20 protein-coding genes are annotated in these 18,172 nt (G+C 68.6%); 12 read left to right on the forward strand and 8 right to left on the reverse strand.

Translation table 11 applies throughout. From position 1 onward, the window contains the following. The first annotated feature begins 33 nt into the window (after positions 1-33). The 4 genes from ACO2SS_RS15810 to ACO2SS_RS15825 all read left to right on the forward strand — a co-directional run bounded on the left by ACO2SS_RS15810 (position 34) and on the right by ACO2SS_RS15825 (position 4,131). Positions 34-1,896, forward strand: coding sequence for a PAS domain-containing sensor histidine kinase (locus ACO2SS_RS15810; protein WP_423278651.1), 1,863 nt, complete (start codon positions 34-36; stop codon positions 1,894-1,896). A gap of 15 nt (positions 1,897-1,911) precedes the next feature. Beyond that, entirely contained in the window at positions 1,912-2,577 is a 666-nt protein-coding gene (locus ACO2SS_RS15815) for a response regulator transcription factor (RefSeq protein ID WP_423278652.1), read from the forward strand. Between the two features lie 101 nt (positions 2,578-2,678). Next, entirely contained in the window at positions 2,679-3,062 is a 384-nt protein-coding gene (locus ACO2SS_RS15820; RefSeq protein ID WP_423278653.1) for a response regulator transcription factor, read from the forward strand. 220 nt (positions 3,063-3,282) lie between these two features. Then, a complete protein-coding gene (locus ACO2SS_RS15825; protein ID WP_423278654.1) occupies positions 3,283-4,131 on the forward strand; it encodes a helix-turn-helix transcriptional regulator in 849 nt (282 codons plus the stop codon). Between the two features lie 50 nt (positions 4,132-4,181). Here ACO2SS_RS15825 and ACO2SS_RS15830 read toward each other — a convergent pair whose 3' ends face one another. From ACO2SS_RS15830 to mdcA, 8 genes are read right to left on the reverse strand one after another with little or no spacing between them, the layout of a single operon-like run. Then, positions 4,182-5,120, reverse strand: a complete 939-nt coding sequence (locus tag ACO2SS_RS15830; RefSeq protein WP_423278655.1) for a malonate decarboxylase subunit epsilon — start codon at positions 5,118-5,120, stop codon at positions 4,182-4,184. Positions 5,121-5,129: 9 nt separating this feature from the next. Continuing rightward, on the reverse strand, positions 5,130-6,083 hold the full coding sequence (locus ACO2SS_RS15835) for an AEC family transporter (protein ID WP_423278656.1): 954 nt from the start codon (positions 6,081-6,083) through the stop codon (positions 5,130-5,132). Continuing rightward, positions 6,080-6,958 (reverse strand): triphosphoribosyl-dephospho-CoA synthase MdcB, encoded by an 879-nt coding sequence (gene mdcB, locus ACO2SS_RS15840; RefSeq protein WP_423278657.1) that lies wholly within the window; start codon positions 6,956-6,958, stop codon positions 6,080-6,082. Before mdcB ends, ACO2SS_RS15835 begins: the two co-directional genes overlap by 4 nt. Next, entirely contained in the window at positions 6,955-7,635 is a 681-nt protein-coding gene (mdcG, locus tag ACO2SS_RS15845; protein WP_423278658.1) for a malonate decarboxylase holo-[acyl-carrier-protein] synthase, read from the reverse strand. Before mdcG ends, mdcB begins: the two co-directional genes overlap by 4 nt. Further along, positions 7,610-8,332, reverse strand: coding sequence for a biotin-independent malonate decarboxylase subunit gamma (mdcE, locus tag ACO2SS_RS15850; protein ID WP_423278659.1), 723 nt, complete (start codon positions 8,330-8,332; stop codon positions 7,610-7,612). Before mdcE ends, mdcG begins: the two co-directional genes overlap by 26 nt. Continuing rightward, positions 8,319-9,263: a biotin-independent malonate decarboxylase subunit beta gene (locus ACO2SS_RS15855; protein WP_423278661.1), complete on the reverse strand. Its 945-nt coding sequence runs from the start codon at positions 9,261-9,263 to the stop codon at positions 8,319-8,321. Before ACO2SS_RS15855 ends, mdcE begins: the two co-directional genes overlap by 14 nt. Continuing rightward, on the reverse strand, positions 9,260-9,574 hold the full coding sequence (mdcC, locus tag ACO2SS_RS15860) for a malonate decarboxylase acyl carrier protein (protein WP_423278663.1): 315 nt from the start codon (positions 9,572-9,574) through the stop codon (positions 9,260-9,262). The genes ACO2SS_RS15855 and mdcC overlap by 4 nt, the downstream gene beginning before the upstream one ends. A gap of 14 nt (positions 9,575-9,588) precedes the next feature. Then, positions 9,589-11,235, reverse strand: a complete 1,647-nt coding sequence (gene mdcA / locus ACO2SS_RS15865) for a malonate decarboxylase subunit alpha (RefSeq protein WP_423278665.1) — start codon at positions 11,233-11,235, stop codon at positions 9,589-9,591. 361 nt (positions 11,236-11,596) lie between these two features. Between mdcA and ACO2SS_RS15870 the strand changes: the two genes are divergently transcribed. The 8 genes from ACO2SS_RS15870 to soxA are packed head-to-tail and all read left to right on the forward strand — an operon-like array spanning position 11,597 to position 17,839. Beyond that, the gene (locus tag ACO2SS_RS15870; protein WP_423278667.1) at positions 11,597-12,064 is read left to right on the forward strand and encodes a (2Fe-2S)-binding protein; all 468 of its coding nucleotides are present in this window, start codon (positions 11,597-11,599) and stop codon (positions 12,062-12,064) included. 11 nt (positions 12,065-12,075) lie between these two features. Next, positions 12,076-14,268, forward strand: coding sequence for a molybdopterin cofactor-binding domain-containing protein (locus ACO2SS_RS15875; RefSeq protein WP_423278669.1), 2,193 nt, complete (start codon positions 12,076-12,078; stop codon positions 14,266-14,268). Then, the gene (locus ACO2SS_RS15880; protein WP_423278853.1) at positions 14,268-14,552 is read left to right on the forward strand and encodes a c-type cytochrome; all 285 of its coding nucleotides are present in this window, start codon (positions 14,268-14,270) and stop codon (positions 14,550-14,552) included. The genes ACO2SS_RS15875 and ACO2SS_RS15880 overlap by 1 nt, the downstream gene beginning before the upstream one ends. After that, entirely contained in the window at positions 14,549-15,847 is a 1,299-nt protein-coding gene (locus tag ACO2SS_RS15885) for an FAD-dependent oxidoreductase (RefSeq protein WP_423278671.1), read from the forward strand. The genes ACO2SS_RS15880 and ACO2SS_RS15885 overlap by 4 nt, the downstream gene beginning before the upstream one ends. Before the next feature lie 2 nt (positions 15,848-15,849). Then, positions 15,850-16,287 (forward strand): sulfur oxidation c-type cytochrome SoxX, encoded by a 438-nt coding sequence (gene soxX / locus ACO2SS_RS15890; protein ID WP_423278854.1) that lies wholly within the window; start codon positions 15,850-15,852, stop codon positions 16,285-16,287. A 10-nt stretch (positions 16,288-16,297) separates the two neighbouring features. Next, entirely contained in the window at positions 16,298-16,750 is a 453-nt protein-coding gene (locus ACO2SS_RS15895; protein ID WP_423278673.1) for a SoxY-related AACIE arm protein, read from the forward strand. 1 nt (position 16,751) lies between these two features. Beyond that, on the forward strand, positions 16,752-17,072 hold the full coding sequence (gene soxZ, locus ACO2SS_RS15900; RefSeq protein WP_423278675.1) for a thiosulfate oxidation carrier complex protein SoxZ: 321 nt from the start codon (positions 16,752-16,754) through the stop codon (positions 17,070-17,072). Next, complete coding sequence (gene soxA, locus ACO2SS_RS15905) at positions 17,069-17,839, forward strand: sulfur oxidation c-type cytochrome SoxA (protein ID WP_423278677.1); 771 nt, start codon at positions 17,069-17,071, stop codon at positions 17,837-17,839. Before soxZ ends, soxA begins: the two co-directional genes overlap by 4 nt. The last annotated feature ends 333 nt before the right edge of the window (positions 17,840-18,172 follow it).

Consider the following 18,172-nt stretch of genomic DNA (forward strand, 5'->3'; position numbering starts at 1 on the left):
CCGGGGCGACCGGGTCTCACCTGGACCGCGTCCATGACGCGCCTGGCACTGAGGGTGCTCGCCGCCGTTCTGGCGGCATCGGTTTTTCTCGTCGACGTACTGACTCCGCTCGAGGGCGCCGTAGCGGTCTTCTACGTTGCCGTCGTCCTGATCGCCGCGATGGTCTCGCGCCTCGACCTCCTCATCGCGTCGGGCGCGAGCGCCGCGCTCGCCGCGCTCGCCTATGTCGGCATGCACGGGTTCGAGCATGTCGGCTCGCCGACCTTGCGCCTCTTCGTCAGCTTCTCGGCGATTGGCGTCGTCACGTTTCTTGCTCTCCAGAACCAGATCGCGACGGAGCGGCTGATCGAGCAGGCTCAACTGCTCGATCTCTCGCACGACATGATCTTCGTCCGTGATGGGGCGGGGACGATCAAGTTCTGGAACGGCGGCGCCGAGAAGTCCTACGGCTGGACGAAGGACGCCGCGATCGGCCGGAATGCCGACAGGTTGCTTGGGACGGAGTACCCGACCGGGCGTTCCGAGGTGGAGGGCGAACTCCTGCGGGCCGGCCAATGGGAGGGAATGCTTCGGCAGCAGACGAAGGACGGGGCGGCGATCGTCGTGGAGAGCCGCTGGGTCCTGCAGCGGGACCGCCAAGGACGCCCGCATGCTGTCCTCGAGACTCACCGGGACGTGACGGAACGTGAGGCATCCCACCTCGCGCTTGCTCAAAGCGAGCGGCGATACCGGCGCATGTTCGATGGAAGCCGCGTCGGGCTTCTACAGGAGGACTGGTCGGCCGTTCGAGAGGCGCTCCAGAGCGTCTCGGCCAACGGGGCGGGAGACCTCGCGAGCTACCTCAAGCAGAATCCCGACTTCGTCGACCGGATGAGGGCGGAGGTCAGGATCGTCGACGTGAACCCGGCCTTCCTCGAGCTCGCCGCGGCGGAGAGCCCGTCCGCAGTTGCGCAACACTTTGATGATCTCCTCAGCGAGACCGGCCAGACGTTCGACGAGGCGCTTCTCGCATTCGCCCGGGGTGATAGCTCCATCGAGGGCGAGACGGCGATCCTGACCCTCGACGGGCGGCGCGTCCCGGTGATGTTCGGGCTGACTTTCCCGGCTCCCGAGGAAGGATCCGACGGCGAGGTCCTGGCCTTCGTCATCGACGTGACCGAGCGGAAGGACGCCGAGAACGCGCTGCTCGCCGCCCAGGCAGAGCTCGCCCATGCGTCCCGCGTGGCGACCTTGGGCGAGCTGACGGCCTCGATCGCTCACGAGGTCAATCAGCCGCTGGCCGCGATCGTGACGAATGGCGAGGCTGCCCGCCGGTGGCTTCGGCGCGATGTGCCCGACCTCGGCGAGGTTTCGAGCGCCCTCACGCGCGCCATCGAGGAAGGCAAGCGGGCCAGTGCCATCGTGAGCCGGATCAGGTCGTTCCTGACCAAGGGTCCGCTCAGGCGCGACCCGCTCCAGCTTTCGGAGTTGATCCAGGACGCCATGATCCTCGTCGAGCGGGAACTGGCGAAATCCCGGGTGATCCTGCAGGTGCGGGCCGATCAGAACCTGCCCGACGTCATCGGGGACCGCGTTCAGCTGCAGCAGGTGCTCGTGAACCTCTTGGTCAACGGAGCACAAGCCATGGCTGGACAGGACGGCCCCAGGCGGATGACCATTCGGGCGGTCGCGGAGAGGGCGGACCGGGTGGCCGTTGTCGTGGAGGATACCGGACCGGGCATCGTCGAAGCGGACATGGAGCGGCTTTTCCAGCCCTTCTACACCACCAAGCAGCAGGGGATGGGCATGGGCCTCGCGATCTGTCGATCAACGATCGAAGCCCATGGCGGACGCCTCACGGTCGCGAGCCGGCCAGGCGAGGGAGCCCGCTTCACCTTCACCCTACCGGTCGCCTGACAGGATGCCAGCGCCATGATCCGGCATGTCAGCAAGAGCACGGCGGGCGAGTCCAAGCCGGCGCGACCCACCGTTCTGGTCGTGGATGACGATCCCGGGATTCGGGATGCGCTCGGGAGCCTGTTTCGCTCGGTCGACCTGGACGTCCTCCTTTTCGGCTCTCCGGCCGACCTCCTTCGCGACTCGATGCCGGAGACGCCGGGCTGCATCGTCCTCGACGTACGGTTGCCGGGTGTCAGCGGACTGGATTTCCAGCAGCAACTCACCGGCATGGGAATCCACCTGCCGATCATCTTCATGACCGGGCATGGCGACATCCCGATGTCGGTCCGTGCCATGAAGGCAGGGGCGATCGATTTCCTGGCCAAGCCGTTTCGTGACCAGGACATGCTCGATGCCGTGATGGGCGCCATCGAGCGCGATGCCCGACGCCGGAGCGAGCTGGATGCGGAGAACGACCTGAAGTCGTTATACGCCAGTCTTACGGCGCGCGAGCGCGAGGTCATGGGCTACGTGACTGCCGGGCTGATGAACAAGCAAGTGGCCGGCGAGATCGGATTGAGCGAGATCACGGTGAAAATCCACCGGGGAAACGTCATGCGCAAGATGAAGGCTAAGTCCCTCGCCGACCTTGTTCGAATGGCTCAGGCATTAGGACTTTCCAGTTCGCGGACCCGTTGAGAGCAAACCTGCGTATGATTTCCGGCGTCCCGACAGCAGGCTTATATAGAACGCAGCCGAGCATCGGGCGTTGTCGTCGAGAGTGATGCCAGAGGACTGTCATGGCGCAGGCGCCAACGATTGCGATCGTCGATGACGACGAGGGAGTGCGAACGTCCCTCGCGAGCTTGGTGCGATCCCTCGGCTACGAGGCCCGGACCTATGGGTCAGGGCCCGAGTTCCTGCACGACCGGCTCGAGGAGGAGCCGGCCTGCATGATCGCCGATATCCAGATGCCCCTCATGACGGGGGACGAATTGCAGCAGAACCTGGTGTCCGCCGGCCGAAGCTTCCCAATCATCTTCATGACCGCGTTCCCGACCGATGCCGTGCGCCGGCGGGTCATGGCCAACGGAGCCCACTGCTTCCTGAGCAAGCCCGCCGATGGCGACACGATCATCCAATGCCTCGAAGAGGCGTTGGCCGCCCGCCGGCCGCTGCACTGAGCCGAAACCCAACGCGATCTTCAGTGCTCGATGCGGCGCCTTGGCCCTGGCGCAGCCAGATCCGGCGGCCTGTCCGCGGCCGCCACAAGGCCTCCCACCGATCCTAAACCAGAGTATGAGGCCTGCGAACCAAGGCAGGACGCAACGAACACTCGGTTCAATACTTGGCTCTTCACGAAAAGCCTAGCTTCGACCGTGACCAGCGAAGCGAGGCAGAGAGATGACCGTCAACTTCATCCACGGCCCGGACACGAACCGCTTCTCCGGAGCGCGGCCGGACGGCCTGCTTGCCTCCCTCTCACTCGATCGCCTCGAGGTGGACGATGGCGCGGAAGCCGCCGCGGGCTGCGTCGTGGCGATGGACCTCGGTCATACCCGTCTGGAGCTTCGGCTTTCGGAACAGCGACGCGTTGCGACGCTTGCCCTGGCGCCGGAAGGGAAGGGCTGCAGGGAGCAGCGCGAGACGGGGCTCTTCGCGGTCTCGCTCGAAGGAGCGCTCGCCGAACAGCTTCGTGGTGCGCTTCAGTCTTCCCGCGGCGCCGTGATCGTGCTCCCCCGACCTGCGGCGAGCGACGCGATCGGCACGCTCGTCAGCACGCTCAGGGGCGAGGGTCAGGACGAGTCCGTCCGCGACCTCTACGCGCATTCGCTGGCGCTGATGATCGCGGCGCGTGCCATCAGCGCTGGCCGGCCCGGTGACGCGGCCCCTAAGCGGAGCGTTTCTCCGCTCCCGAAGTGGCGCTTGAGACGTGTCGATGCCTTTCTGGACGATCATCTCGGACGTTGCGTCGCTCTCGCCGACCTGGCGCGCGCGGCTGGGCTCAGCCCCATGTATTTTGCCGCGCAGTTCCGGGCCGCGCGCGGGATCTCCCCGCACGAATACCTGCTTTCGCGGCGGATCGAGCGCGCTCAGGAGAGGATGATCGCCAGCACGGACCGGTTGATCGAGATCGCCCTGGAGGTCGGCTTCCAGAGCCAGGCCCACTTCACGACGGTGTTCAAGCGGCTGACGGGAACGACGCCGCATCGCTGGCGCGAGACTGTCCGCCGGGACCGCCGCGCCGCTTAGCTGGATGCGCTCTGGTCAGCAGCGCCGGGTCATGACCTCGCCGGAGGTGCTCATGACCTCGCGGAGCGCGCCAGCCACGTGCGCGCGCCGGCAAGCGTCCTGAAATCTTCCAGCGACCTCGCCGGGATGTCCGGATACGCACCCGCGGCCATCTTCGCGAGCGCGGCACCCGGCCCCAGTTCCAGGAAGACCGTCGCGCCTGCCTCGACGCAGGCCTGCAGGCAATCGCTCCATCTGACGGTCTGCGAGATCTGGGCAGCAAGCTTGTCGAGGCCGGTCTCCACCGAGAGAACCGGAGCGCCATCGATCCCGCTGAGGAGCCGGATCCGCCCGGGTACCGGGAGGGTGACCCGTGCCTTGCGCAGGGTCTCGCGGAAGGCGCTCGAGGCGGGAGCCAGGAGCGGCGTATGCGAGGCGACCTGGACGGGCAGAGCGACCACATGCGCGGCGCCGCTCGCCGCGGCGTCCTGCTGGAAGGCGTCGAGCTGCGGACGGTGGCCGCCGACCACATAGGCATCCCCCGGATTGATGATGGCGACCGCCGCGTCATGACGAAGGCACAACTGCTCGACGGCGGCGCGGGGGAGCCCGCGAACGAAGACGAGGCCGTCCCCGGGCGATGAGGCCGCGTCCATCGTCTCGGCCCGTCGGGCGATGAGGTCGAGGGTATCGGCTGGGTCTAACGCACCGGCCACGCCCCAGGCGGCGACCTCGCCGACGCTGTAGCCGGCGACCACGATCCGGTCGGGGAGGGCCGGATGCAGGGCTGTCTGTGCCGCGAGGGCCTGCAGCGTGCAGAGGATCTGGCCGGTGCGGTCGGTGTGGAGTTCCTTATCCGACGCGGTCCGGACGAGCTCGCGGGGATCGCGGCCGCCGAGGAGGCCTGCCGCATGTGCGAAGAGGCCTGAAGCTTCCGGAGCATCGCCGGTCAGCGCGAACATCTCCCGGTGCTGGGGGCCCTGTCCGGAGCACAGGATGGCCAGGGTCATGCCGCGCGCTCAACTGGGGAACAGGAAGGCGATCGCGATCGCCATGGGGATGATGCTGAACGCCGTGCTGGCCGTCACCATCGAGCCGGTCGTGGCGGAATCGAGCCGGTAGTTCACCGCGAACAGTATGCCGAAGAACCCGGAGGGAATTGCCGCGAGGAGGATCGCGATCTTGGCCGTCTCGGACGAGACCGGCAGGAGGAGCACGATCGCGGCCGCGATAAGCGGCCGGGCGATGTCGGCCACACCCGTCGCGCCCGCGACCTTCCAGTCGATCTCGAATGTCTGCGCGGAGAGGATCAGCCCGGTGAGGAACAGGGCGACGCCCGCGGCCGCATGGCCGATCAGCATCAGGCAGGATTTCAGGACCGGGTCGAGAGGCAGTTCGGACAGGGAGAGCACGATCCCGAGCGCCGGTGCGAGGACGACGGGCTTGGTGACGGCACGCCGGATCGCCCGGAGGATCCGCCGCGTCATCCCCATCTCCTCTCCGTCCCCGTTGCCGGTGGTCATCTCCAGCATGATGAGGGTCAGGGGCGTCACGAGGATCGATCCGGCCGCCAGCGCAACCGCGACCGGCACCGCGCCGGTTGCCCCGAGGACGGAGGAGGAGATCGGAAGCCCGACCCCGGCGAGGTTCGGAAAGGCGATCGTCAGCGCCTGCAGCGAGCCATCTGCCCGGGAGGCTTTCAGCACGAAGCGGGCGATCAGGTACCAGCCGACATAGACCAGGACCATCACGCCGCCGAAGATCGCGAACAGGGGCGCCTGACCGAGCATCTGGCTCCGGGTCGCGGATGCCGTGGCCACGAAGAGCGACGCGGGAAGCGCGAAGCTCATGACGAGGGTGTTCAGCGTCTCGACATGGTGGTTCTCGACCATTCCGCGGCGGCCCGCGACGTAGCCCAATCCCAGGACGAAGAAGACCGGCGCGAGCGCCAGAACGATGACGTCGAAGGTCATGGGATCGTCCTTTCCTGGAGATCGACGAACAGCGTCATGGCGAGGAGATCCGCCGAGCCGCCCGGGCTGAGCCGACGGGCGACGAAGCTGTCGTGAATGGACCTTGCGCGATCCCGCCAGCCGGAGGCGCAGACGCCGCCCTGGTCCAGGAAGTCCTGCGCCGCCGCCTGCGCGAAGCGGAGGCCGTCAGGGCCGCCGCGATGCAGGAGGTTCGTGTCCTCGACCGCCGCGATCAGGGCGAAGCACGCCTCGACGCGCGCGGCCTCGGCGTCGCCTGGCGCGGCCCTCCGGCCTCGTCGCAGGGCGGGTAGCCCGATCCGGTAGACGCTCGGGAAGCCGAACGCGGCTTCCACCCTGGCGCCGCCCGCGCCGAAGCGGAGGCGAGCCATGCTGCCGTGGCTGCGCAGGAGGGTAGGGCCGTCGACGATCCCGTCGCTCCAAAGACGGGCGACGATCTCGCCGAGCGGCAGGATAGGATGGATCCGTCGCGCCGCCCGGGCGCCTGCGGCGGCGCAGAGCAGGCCCAGGCCGAAGATCGCGCCGCGATGCGTGTTCACGCCCGAGGTCGCAGCCCTCATGGCGGCTTCCGCCTCGAGCCCGATGACGCGGAGCCGGCTCATCCCGCACCCCGCGGCGCCGGCCTCCGCCAGGTCTGCGAGGTACGGCGTGATCGCCGCCGCGCTGTCCCGGAAGGTCGCCGCGTCCATGTCGGAATGGCTGCCGGCATCGACATGGCTCACGAGACCCGGCTTCGGGTAGGTCTCGACCTCCAGGAGAAGGCATTGCGCCGCGCAGGCCGCGATCTCCGCCGCTTCGGTCGGGCGCGCTGGACGCCGCCGGACGAGAACGGCTCGGGAGGGAAGGGCGGCGGTCAATGGACGATCCTCGTGTCGCCGAAGGTTTCGCGACGGAGGAGCGACACGCCCGCCATCGTCTTCACGAGGACCTCCGGCGAGGAGCCAAGGAACTCGCGCCAGTTCACGGCTGCGCCATCCGGCCGGATCAGCTCGCCGTCGATGCGCATGGGGGCTGCGGCTTCGATCGCGGCGAGGCTTTCGGCGAGTGCCTCGGGATCCGTCCCGCGGCCGAGATAGAGGAGGAGGTCGAGATCGGAGCTGGCCGTCAGGTAATCGAGCTCCGTAAGGCTCTGCCACGCCAGGCCGCCGAAGACCCGTGCCTCCGCGCCATGCCGCGATGCCAGCCTGCCGAGCCGCTCGAGGGTCGGCCACCAGGAGATCGGAGCGTCCCGGATGACCCCGCCGAGCGCCGGGGGCGGACAGACGGCCTCGATGTCCCCGGGCCGTACGCGAAGCGAGAGCCGCCGCTTGCCGGCAGAAGGCGGGAGCGGCAGGCCGAGCGTGACGCCCGGCGCCTCCCCGGGAAGGGCGCGGCGCGTGACCAGCGGCAGGCCGCGTCTCGCCCAGGAGATGACGAGCGGCTCGACCGGCCAGCTGGCATGCGCGCTCAGCGCTCCGCGCCAGCCTTCCGGGCTGACGAAGACGAGCTGGTGGCGCTGGAGTTGCCGCTCAGAGCGATTGCACGGCGAGTTCACGGACGCGCTCCGCAATGTCGGCTGCCTTGGGACGACCGGCGCGTTCCTTGCCGAGCGCGGCGCGGCGGTCGCGCGCATCCGGAAGGTCGCCGAAGAGGGCGGCGAGCTGGTCGGCGAGTGGGCTCGCTGGGTCCCAGACGAGATGGACGGCTCCCGTCCGCTTCAGGTTGTCGAGCCCGGGCGCGAAGACCGGCGTGGACTTCGCCTTCTCCGTCAGCACCTCGATCGAGAGCTTCGTCACCTTGGCCATGGAGGGCAGGTCCATGACGGCCGGGTCGGCTCCGGGGATGCCGACCAGCACGCGCGTGGCGAGGGCGGTCGCGAGGAACGCCCCGGCGGCCGAGTGGCCGTAAAGGATCCCGATTGTCGGACGGCCCTGCAGGTCCGCGTAGATCAGGGTCTTTGCGAGGTGGGCCAGAAATTCGTTCAGCCCGAGCAACTCGTCGCGCTTGCTCATGCGCTGGCTGTCACTGTCCACGATCACCAGGATCGGGCTGCTGCCGCCCTGGATCGAAGCCAGGACGTGCCTGGACAGCCGGATTGCCTCGTCGACGCCGAGTGGCGTGCGGTCAGCGACCCCGATCACGGTGGCGGCGCCACCGGATGGGAGCGGTGCGGAGCCGAGCAGGAGGCCACGCTCCGTGGCGATGTCGTGCCCGTCCGGGAAGAGCGAGGCGAGGATCTCAGCGAGCGTCATGGCTGGGCCTCCGGACCTTGTCGGCGAGGGCGATGAACTCTTCGGCGGGAAGCGCCGGCACGGCCTCCGGCTCCGGCACGCCTTCCGCGCGCCAGATGTCGACCGCGTCCGCGCAGGCGCCGAAGCGGGCGAGACGATCCTCGAGCCGGGCTTGCTCCGCCTCGACGGCCTGCAGGCCGAAATGGCCGGACGGTTCCAGCAGGTGGAGCGCGGCCTCCCTGAAGGCCTCCACGGTGTCGTCGACGAAGATCTCGGCGGCGCCGAGGAGGCGCCGATGCTTGCCGCCCATGGTGCGCCAGACGAGGGCGCGGTCGCGGGAATCAAATTCCTCAACGCCGCGGTTCGTCTCGATCACCTCGGGGCCGGAGACCGCGATGCGGCCCTGTTCGGAAACGGCCAGCGCCGAGCAGCAGCCAGAGATGAGACCGCCGCCGCCATAGCAGCCGGCACGGCCGCCGATCAGCCCGACCACGGGCACGCCGGCAAGGCGCGCCTCGATCACGGCCCGCATGATCTCGGCGATGGCGAGCTCGCCCGCATTCGCCTCCTGGAGGCGGACGCCGCCCGTATCGAACAGGATCAGCACCGGGACGGAGCCGAGGTCCCGTGCGGCTTGGAGCAGCCCGGTCAGCTTCGCGCCGTGGACCTCGCCGAAGGCGCCGCCCATGAAGCGTCCCTCCTGGGCCGCGACGAAGACGGGCTTGCCGGCGAGCATGCCCCGTCCGACGACGATCCCGTCATCGAACTGTTCGGGGAGGTCGAAGACGCGCAGATGCGGGCTCACTTCCCGCTTCTCGGGTCCGACGAACTCCGCGAAGCTCCCGGGATCGAGCAGGAGCCCGACCCGGGCACGGGCGGAGCTCTCGTACCAGCTGATGGCGCGGTTCGGTTCGGCCGTGTCGTTCGGCGCTGGCCGTTCGGCGGGCTTCATGCGTCGTCCTCCATGAGGCGTGCCGCCTGGGCGAGGCGGAGCGAAACGGTGTCCGGGCGGGCGCCGCCGTCGTTGATCGAGAAGCGCAGGCCGCCGGGCGCATAGCGCTCGACGAAGTCCGAGATGACGGCCTCCCACACCTCGCCGAAGCCTTCGGCAGCCGTCCTGATCTCCACCTGGCATTCGGTCCCAGGCAGGACGCGCTCGGCGAGCACCTCGAGATTGCCGGATGCGACCACGCCCGTGATGGCGCTCGGCTTCGTTCCTCGGGCCGGCCGGCTCGTGCTGTGGCGGAAGCTGAGATCTTCCATGGCGGTTCGTCTCCTCACCAGTTCCGGAATCTCGAGGGGGGCGCGTAAAGGCCGCCCGACCAGCGGACGAGATCCTTGATGGAGTGTGCGGCCAGCATGCTTCTGTCCGCGTCGAGCGGATCGATGCCGAGATCTTCCGGCCGGCGGATCACCCCGCGCTCCCGCAGGCGCTGCACCATCGCGCGGTCCCGCGCCCGGCCGACATCCGTGTATCCGGCGACCCCGCGGATCGCCTGCTCCCGCTCCGCCACGCTTCGGCAGAGCAGCAGGTTCGCGATGCCTTCCTCGGTGACGATGTGGGTGACGTCGTCGCCGTAGATCATCACGGGCGCGAGCTCGAGCTTCAGCTTCTCGGCGAGCGCGAGTGCATCGAGCTGTTCGACGAAGAGCGGCGCGTTCTTTTCTCCAAAGGTCTCGCCGATCTGCACCACGAGCTTGCGTCCGCGCCGCAGCGGCGCCGGCCCGTCGGGGTCGGCCTCCCTGCCGGCCTGCAGCCAGGGCTCGCTCGGATGGCGCCGGCCGCGCGCGTCGGAGCCCATGTTCGGCGCCCCGCCGAAGCCCGCGATGCGTGAGGTCGTGACGGTCGAAGAATTCCCCTGCAGGTCGATCTGCAGGGTGGATCCGATGAACATGTCGCAGGCGTAGAGGCCCGCCGTCTGCGAGAAGGCGCGGTTGGAGCGCAGCGATCCGTCCGGGCCGGTGAAGAAGACGTCCGTGCGGGCCCGGATGTAATCGTCCATCCCGACTTCCGAGCCAAAGCAGTGGATCTGCTCGACCCAGCCGGATTCGATCGCCGGGATCAGGGCCGGGTGCGGGTTCAGGGCGAAGTGCGTGGCGACCTTGCCCTTGAGGCCGAGCTTCTCGCCGTAGGTCGGCAGGAGCAGCTCGATCGCCGCCGTGCTGAAGCCGATGCCGTGGTTCAGCCGGCGCACGCCGTAGGGCGCGTAGATCCCCTTGAGCGCCAGCATGGCGGTGAGGATCTGCGTCTCGGTTATCGCCGCCGGATCCCGGGTGAAGAGCGGCTCGACGAAGAACGGCTTCTTCGCCTGCACGACGAAATGCACCCGGTCACCGGGGATATCGACGCGCGGAACCCGACCGACGAGTTCGTTCACCTGCGCGATGACGATGCCATCCTTGAAGGCCGTCGCCTCGACCACAGTCGGCGTGTCTTCGGTATTCGGGCCCGTATAGAGGTTGCCGTCCCGGTCGGCGCTGACGGCCGCGATCAGGGCGACGTTCGGCGTGAGGTCGACGAAGTAGCGAGCGAAGAGCTCGAGGTAGGTATGGACGGCGCCGAGCTCGATCTTGCCGCCGAAGAGCATCGCCGCGATGCGCGCCGATTGCGGGCCGGAATAGGCGTAGTCGAGCTTCTTGGCGACGCCGCGCTCGAAGAGATCGAGGTGGTCGGGCAGCACCACCCCGGACTGCACCATGTGCAGGTTGTTCACTTTCGCGAGATTGACCGCGAGTAGGGCGCTGCTGAGGAGGTCCGCCTGCTTCTGGTTGTCGCCTTCGAGGCAGACGCGATCGCCCGGACGCAGGACCGCTTCGAGAAGCAGGGTCCTGTCCTCAGCTGCAACGATCTTGCCCTGCGCGACCTTCGAACCCGCCTCGAGGCGGGCATCCCGCTCGACGCGGCGCTGGTTCCAGATGCTCATGCTGCTGCTCCTGAGGCGCGCGAGACGACGATCCCCCGGTGCTCCGCCGGAGAGGTCGGCGGGGTACAGGCCGTGTCCGCAAGGTCAGGTCTGAAGGCCGTCATCGCCGGGCTCCCGGTGCTCACGCAGCGAGATCTGGGGCGCGGGACGCGGCTTGTTTTGTGCAATGGAACTCTGATTGCCGGTTCGCACTACGCCGATGGTGCAGAGCGCGATTTGCGCGGAGCTCTACGGAGCCGGGGATCCCGGATCCGGCTCGCCCGGGGCGACGATCCTTCGCCCGTGCCTCGCCGTCGCCACAACTCGGATTTGACTTCGTCCAAATCCAACTGATGATCCCCGAGACCTGAGGAGACGCCGAATGCCGCGATTGAACGTCAACGGGACCGTTCGGGACATCGAGGTGGAGCCGGACACGCCGCTTCTCTGGGTCATTCGCGAGCAGATCGGGCTCACGGGCACCAAGTACGGCTGCGGCGTCGCGCAATGCGGTGCCTGCACGGTGCATATCGACGGCGCCGCCATCCGCGCCTGCACCATGCCGGTCTCGGCGATCACCGAGGACCAGAAAATCGTCACGATCGAAGGCCTGTCGCCGGACGGCTCGCACCCTGTCCAGAAGGCGTGGCTCGCGCTGGACGTACCGCAATGCGGCTTCTGCCAGCCGGGCATGATCATGGCGGCCTCGGCGCTGCTGGCCCAGACGCCCAAGCCCACCGACGAGCAGATCCGCTCGGAGATCACGAATATCTGCCGCTGCGGGACCTACAACCGGGTCCTCGCAGGGGTGAAGCTCGCCGCCGAAGGCGGCGAGGTCGGCCGCGGCTGAGGGAGGGCGAGATGACCGAGCTTCACGCATCCGCCGGCGCGCTCTCCCGGCGCGGCTTCCTGGCCAGCACGGCCGCCGTGGCCGGCGGCCTCAGCCTCGGCTTCCACCTGCCGCTCGACGAGGCGGCGGCGCAGACCATCCCGGGCTCCCCCGAGGTGAATGCCTGGGTGGTAATCCGCCCGGACGAGACGGTCGTGGTCCGCGTCGCGCGGTCCGAGATGGGGCAGGGCACGCTCACCGGCCTCGCACAGCTCGTGGCCGAGGAGCTGGAATGCGACTGGTCGAAGGTCACGACCGAGTACCCGACGCCCGGCCAGAGCCTCGCGCGCAACCGCGTATGGGGAAACTTCTCGACCGGCGGCAGCCGCGGGGTGCGCGAATCGCACGAGTACATGCGCCAGGGCGGCGCGGCGGCGCGCATCATGCTGGTCCAGGCAGCCGCGAATGGCTGGGGCGTGCCGGCAGCCGAGTGCCGGGTGCAGAAGGGCGTCATCTCGCATCCGGGCTCCGGGCGTACGACGACCTACGGCAAGGTCGCCGAGGCGGCGGCGAAGATCGAGCCGCCCAAGGAGATCAAGCTCAAGGACCCGAAGGACTGGACGATCGCCGGCAAGCCGCTGCCGCGGCTCGACACGGCCGAGAAGCTCACCGGCAAGCAGGTCTACGGCATGGACCTGAAGCTGCCGGACATGCTGAACGCCGCCATCAAGGATTGCCCTGTCTTCGGCGGCAAGGTCGCGAGCTTCGACGCCAAGGCCGTCGAGGGGATGTCCGGGGTGAAGAAGGTCCTCCAGGTCGGGGACACGGCGGTCGCGGTGGTCGCCGACACCTGGTGGCGGGCGAAGACGGCGCTCGATGCGCTTCCCGTCACCTGGGACGAGGGCCCGAACGCCAAGGTCTCGAGCGAGACCATCATGGCGACCCTAAAGGAGGGGCTTGACGCCAAGGAGGCCTTCATCGGCAACCAGAGCGGCGACGCGGCCGGTGCGATTGCCGGCGCGGCGAAGAAGGTGGAGGCCGTCTACGGCTATCCCTTCCAGAACCACGCCACGATGGAGGTGATGAACGCCACTGCGATCTGGACGCCGGACCGGTGCGAGCTCTGGACGCCTACCCAGAACGGCGAGGCGGCGCTGGCCGCGACCTCGGAGGCGGCGGGCCTGCCCGCAAGCAAGTGCGACGTCTACAAGATCCATCTCGGCGGCGGCTTCGGCCGGCGCGGCGCGGCGCATGACTGGGTGCGCCAGGTCGTGCTCATCGCCAAGGAGATGCCGGGCACGCCCGTGAAACTGATCTGGTCCCGCGAAGAGGACATGGTCCACGGCAAGTACCACCCGATCACGCAGTGCAAGCTGGTCGGCGGGCTGGACGACAAGGGCGGTCTCGTCGGGCTGCACATGCGCATCTCGGGCCAGTCGATCCTGGCCGGGCTGCTGCCGCAGAACCTGCAGAACGGGCGCGACCCGGTCACTTTCCAGGGTCTCAACCCGAGCGGGGCGGAGGCGGCGATCGGCTATACGGTGCCGAACATCCTGATCGACCACGCCATGCGCAACCCGCACGTGCCGCCGGGCTTCTGGCGCGGCGTGAACACGAACCCGAACGCGATCTACCTCGAGAGCTTCATGGACGAACTCGCCCATGCGGCCGGGCAGGACCCGCTCGAGTTCCGGCGCAAGCTGATGACGAAGCACCCGAAGCACCTCGCCGTGCTGAACGCCGTCGCCGAGCGTGCCGGCTGGGGCAAGCCGATGCCGGCCGGGAGCGGGCGCGGCATCGCGCAGATCATGGGCTTCGGCAGCTACACGGCGGCGGTCGCGGAGGTGTCCGTGAGCGACGGCGGCGTGCTCAAGATCCACCGCATCGTCGCCGCGACCGATCCCGGCTACGCCGTGAACCCGCAGCAGATCGAGGCGCAGGTGGAGGGCTCGTTCGTCTATGGCCTGTCCGCAGCGCTCTATGGCGAGTGCACGGTGCAGGACGGCAAGATCGTGGAGCAGAACTTCGACAGCTACCAGGTGCTGCGCCTCGACGAGATGCCGAAGGTGGAGACGATCGTGATGCCGTCCGGCGGGTTCTGGGGTGGGGTCGGCGAACCCACCATCGCGGTGGCGGCCCCGGCGGTCCTCAACGCGATCTTCGCGGCCACCGGCAAGCGCGTCCGGCAGATCCCGATCAAGAACACGGATCTGCGCCGCGCGTGATGCGGCCCGTCTGGCTGCTCTGCGCCATCGCGGCGATGTCCGTCGCCGTGAAGGCGCAGAGTGCTCCGCCCGGGGCTTCGTCCTGCAGCGGGTGTCATGCGCCGCATCCCGGGCAGGGCGCTGTCATGCCGCCGATCGCCGGCAGGCCGGCCCCTGAGATCACCGAGGCCATGGCCGCCTTCCGGGCTGGTGAGCGGCCCGGGACCGTCATGACCCCGATCGCCCGTGGCTTCTCTCCCGAGGAGACGCTCGCGATTGCCGAATGGCTGGAGCGGCAGCGGTGAGAGGTTTTCGCGCTTGCTCCTCCCGGAATGACTCTCACCCGCGGCGCCGCACCGTTCTCGCGGGCCTCGCCGGCTCGACCCTCGCGGCGGCGATCCCCCGACCCGCGATCGCCCAGGCCCGACCGAAGGTCGTCGTGATCGGGGGCGGATTTGGTGGCGCGACAGCGGCGCGTGAGTTGAAGCGCGCCGGTGCGGACGTCATTCTGGTCGAGGCCAATCCGGTCTATGCGGCCTGCCCGTTCTCTAACGAGGTGATCGCCGGCCTGCGGCCCATGACGGCGCAGCATTTCGGGTATGACGGCGTGCGAGCCGAGGGGATCGACGTCGTCCATGCGAGTGCGACCGGGGTGGATGCAACGGCACGGCGCGTGACGCTCGGCGACGGCGCCAGGCTGACCTATGATCGGCTCGTCCTCGCGCCCGGGATCGATCTCCGCTTCGATGCGCTCCGAGGCTACGGCGAGGATGCGGCCGAGGCGATGCCGCACGCCTGGAAGGCAGGCCCGCAGACACTCCTTCTCCAGCGTCAGCTCGACGCCATGGAGGATGGCGGGACGGTGGTGATGTCCGTGCCGGCGAACCCCTATCGCTGCCCGCCCGGGCCCTATGAGCGGGCGAGCCTGATCGCGCATTACCTCAAGACCCGGAAACCTCGCTCGAAGCTCATCGTGCTCGACGCGAAGGACACATTCTCCAAGCAGCGCCTGTTCGAGCAGGGCTGGAAGGCCCTCTACCCCGACCATCTCGAGTGGGTGCCGCTCGCCGCGGGAGGGCAGGTGACGGGTGTCGAGCCGTCCACCCGAACCTTCGTGACGGATTTCGGCCGGCAGAGCGCTTCGGTCGCCAATGTTATTCCACCCCAGCGGGCGGGTTCGATCGCCCAGATCGCGGGCGTGGCGGATCGTTCCGGCTGGTGCCCCGTCGATCCGGTGACCTTCGAGTCGCGGCTCCGGCCGAACATCCATCTCGTCGGAGATGCCATCATCGCGGGCGGCATGCCGAAATCCGCTTTTTCCGCCAACGCCCAGGCGAAGGTTTGCGCGGCCGCTGTGGCGGAGCTCCTCGCGGGCCGCGACCCCACGGCGCCGAAGCTCATCAACACCTGCTACAGCCTGGTGGCGCCGGATTACGGCATATCGATCGCGGGCGTGTACCGGCCGCAGAGCGGCGTGCTGGCCGATGTGGAAGGTGCGGGCGGCGTCAGCCCGCTCGACGCGCCGCCGGAGACCCGGAAACTCGAGGCGGCCTATGCGGCAGACTGGTTCCGGACCATCACGTCCGAAGTGTTCGGGTGACGATGTGGCGTGGCTTCGGAGCGGTGGTGCTGGCGCTCTTCGTGGGATCCGGCTTCTCGGTCGCCCAGGAGGTGATCGGGGACGCGATGCCGAACTCGCTGACCGGCGTACCGGGAAATGCAACGCGGGGGCGCGCCATCGTGGCCGACCGCACGCGCGGGCTTTGCCTGCTGTGCCATTCAGCCCCGATCCCGGAGGAGCGCTTCCAGGGCGATCTCGCGCCGCCCCTCGCGGGGGCTGGCGCGCGCTGGTCGGAAGGCCAGTTGCGGCTCCGCGTGGCGGATGCGCACCGGCTCAATCCGGACACGATCATGCCGTCCTATCTCCGCCGCGACGGCTTCAACCGTGTCGCGCCCGCTTGGCGTGGAAGATCGGTGCTGGAGCCGCAGGACATCGAGGATATCGTGGCCTATCTCGTCACCCTCAGGGGAGAGCCGTGAGGAGCACTCTATGCCGCTAGGCCCGACCCGGCGTGAAGCCCTGCTCGCCGGCGGTGCTGCGTCGCTTGTCCTCACTGTGCCGGCCCTCGCCACGCCCGAGGAGATGGCCGGCGCCGTCCGGCATTTCACCGGAGGGGCGGAGGTGAAGCCGGGCCGGGTGAAGCTCGACCTGCCGCCTCTGGTCGAGAACGGCAACGCGGCGCCGCTCACCGTGGCGGTCGAGAGCCCGATGATCGAGGCGGACCATGTCCGCCGCATCGCCGTGTTCAACGAGAAGAACCCGCAGCCGAACGTCATCACGGCCCATCTCGGGCCGCGCTCCGGCCGCGCCACCCTCGCGACCCGCATCCGGCTCGCCAATTCGCAGCGGATCACGGCCGTTGCGGAGATGAACGACGGGTCGTTCTGGTCCGGCACCGCGGACGTGATCGTCACGCTCGCCGCCTGCATCGAGGGCTCGTGACATGGCGCGCGCGCTCATCAATGTCCCAAAGACCGCCAGGCGCGGCGAGGTGATCGAGATCCGGACGCTGATCTCCCACCCGATGGAGACCGGCTACCGGCCCGGCCCGAACGGCACGATCCTGCCGCGGGACATCATCACGCGCTTCGCCTGCGCCTATAATGGCGTCGAGGTCTTCAGCGCCGAGCTTCATCCCGCGATGTCGGCCAACCCGTATCTGGTCTTCACGACCGTTGCGACCGAGAGCGGCACCATCACGCTCACCTGGACGGGCGATAACGGCTTCAGACAGACCGAGACGGCCTCGATCGAGGTGGCGTGAGGCGTCTTGCTCTCACGCTGCTCGTCTGTCTCGTCGCCCTACCCCTGGGGGCCGAGATAAAGCCGGGGGATCGCCGCTCCGACTTCGAGCGGATGAGCCCGGAAACCCGGGCCATGCAGACCGACGACATGGCCAATCCGGGCATGCTCGCGGTCCTGGACGGCGAGGCGCTCTGGGGTGTGCGGGCCGGATCGGCCGCGAAATCCTGCGCCGATTGCCACGGCGACGCGAGGAGTTCGATGAAGGGCGTCGCCGCGCGATATCCGGCCTGGAGCGGCGACCGAAAGGCGCCCCTCGACCTCGCCGGCCAGATCGACCTGTGCCGAAGCGAGCGCCAGGGGGCGCAAGCCTGGCAGCCTGAAAGCCCGGAACGCCTAGCCGTCACGGCCTTCGTATCGCACCAGTCCCGCGGGATGCCGATCACGCCCCCCGGGGGATCTGACATGGCAGCGGTCCGCGAGCGCGGGCGCAAGCTGTTCTCGGCCCGCATGGGCCAACTGGACCTATCTTGCGCCGCCTGCCACGATGACAATTGGGGACGCCGGCTCGCGGGCGCGCCAATCCCGCAGGCCCACCCGGTCGGCTATCCGATCTACCGGCTGGAATGGCAGTCGGTCGGCTCCCTGCAACGTCGCTTCCGCAACTGCATGAGCGGCGTCCGGGCGGAGCCTTATCCGTTCGATGCGCCCGAATACATCGAGCTCGAGGCCTTCCTCATGCAGCGCGCGGCCGGCCTGGCGATCGAAACTCCCGCAGTCCGGCCGTGAGTCTGCTGTTCCCGTGAGGCATGACGGAGCAGCCGCCCGACGATCACCAGATTGGCTCGACCGCGCTGGAATCCTCCGACGCGCGTTTCATGTGACGGTGTGAAACGTTTCGTAGCGTGCTTCAGGTCAGGATTGCTGACATATCTCTCCTCTCCACAGGAGGCGCGTTCCGGTGGCACGCGGATTGCGCAACCTGCAGGACATGGACGGAGCAGGACCGTCTCCTGGCGATAGGTCCGGCGCCTCAGAAGCGCCGGAGCCATCGGGACCGGTTCGGGCGGATTGGAACAGGCTCTCCGATCCAGCCGGCCACTTGGCCGTCCAGGGCGTCAA

The organism is Enterovirga sp. CN4-39 (assembly GCF_049446235.1).
In the GTDB taxonomy this organism is placed as follows: domain Bacteria; phylum Pseudomonadota; class Alphaproteobacteria; order Rhizobiales; family Beijerinckiaceae; genus Enterovirga.

Bases quoted from the DNA above. Each gene is read 5' to 3' on its own strand.
- ACO2SS_RS15810 (WP_423278651.1), top strand. From the start codon at position 34: ATGACGCGCCTGGCACTGAGGGTGCTCGCCGCCGTTCTGGCGGCATCG.
- ACO2SS_RS15815 (WP_423278652.1), top strand. From the start codon at position 1,912: ATGATCCGGCATGTCAGCAAGAGCACGGCGGGCGAGTCCAAGCCGGCG.
- ACO2SS_RS15820 (WP_423278653.1), top strand. From the start codon at position 2,679: ATGGCGCAGGCGCCAACGATTGCGATCGTCGATGACGACGAGGGAGTG.
- ACO2SS_RS15825 (WP_423278654.1), top strand. From the start codon at position 3,283: ATGACCGTCAACTTCATCCACGGCCCGGACACGAACCGCTTCTCCGGA.
- ACO2SS_RS15830 (WP_423278655.1), bottom strand. From the start codon at position 5,120: ATGACCCTGGCCATCCTGTGCTCCGGACAGGGCCCCCAGCACCGGGAG.
- ACO2SS_RS15835 (WP_423278656.1), bottom strand. From the start codon at position 6,083: ATGACCTTCGACGTCATCGTTCTGGCGCTCGCGCCGGTCTTCTTCGTC.
- mdcE (WP_423278659.1), bottom strand. From the start codon at position 8,332: ATGACGCTCGCTGAGATCCTCGCCTCGCTCTTCCCGGACGGGCACGAC.
- ACO2SS_RS15855 (WP_423278661.1), bottom strand. From the start codon at position 9,263: ATGAAGCCCGCCGAACGGCCAGCGCCGAACGACACGGCCGAACCGAAC.
- mdcC (WP_423278663.1), bottom strand. From the start codon at position 9,574: ATGGAAGATCTCAGCTTCCGCCACAGCACGAGCCGGCCGGCCCGAGGA.
- mdcA (WP_423278665.1), bottom strand. From the start codon at position 11,235: ATGAGCATCTGGAACCAGCGCCGCGTCGAGCGGGATGCCCGCCTCGAG.
- ACO2SS_RS15870 (WP_423278667.1), top strand. From the start codon at position 11,597: ATGCCGCGATTGAACGTCAACGGGACCGTTCGGGACATCGAGGTGGAG.
- ACO2SS_RS15875 (WP_423278669.1), top strand. From the start codon at position 12,076: ATGACCGAGCTTCACGCATCCGCCGGCGCGCTCTCCCGGCGCGGCTTC.
- ACO2SS_RS15880 (WP_423278853.1), top strand. From the start codon at position 14,268: ATGCGGCCCGTCTGGCTGCTCTGCGCCATCGCGGCGATGTCCGTCGCC.
- soxX (WP_423278854.1), top strand. From the start codon at position 15,850: ATGTGGCGTGGCTTCGGAGCGGTGGTGCTGGCGCTCTTCGTGGGATCC.
- ACO2SS_RS15895 (WP_423278673.1), top strand. From the start codon at position 16,298: ATGCCGCTAGGCCCGACCCGGCGTGAAGCCCTGCTCGCCGGCGGTGCT.
- soxZ (WP_423278675.1), top strand. From the start codon at position 16,752: ATGGCGCGCGCGCTCATCAATGTCCCAAAGACCGCCAGGCGCGGCGAG.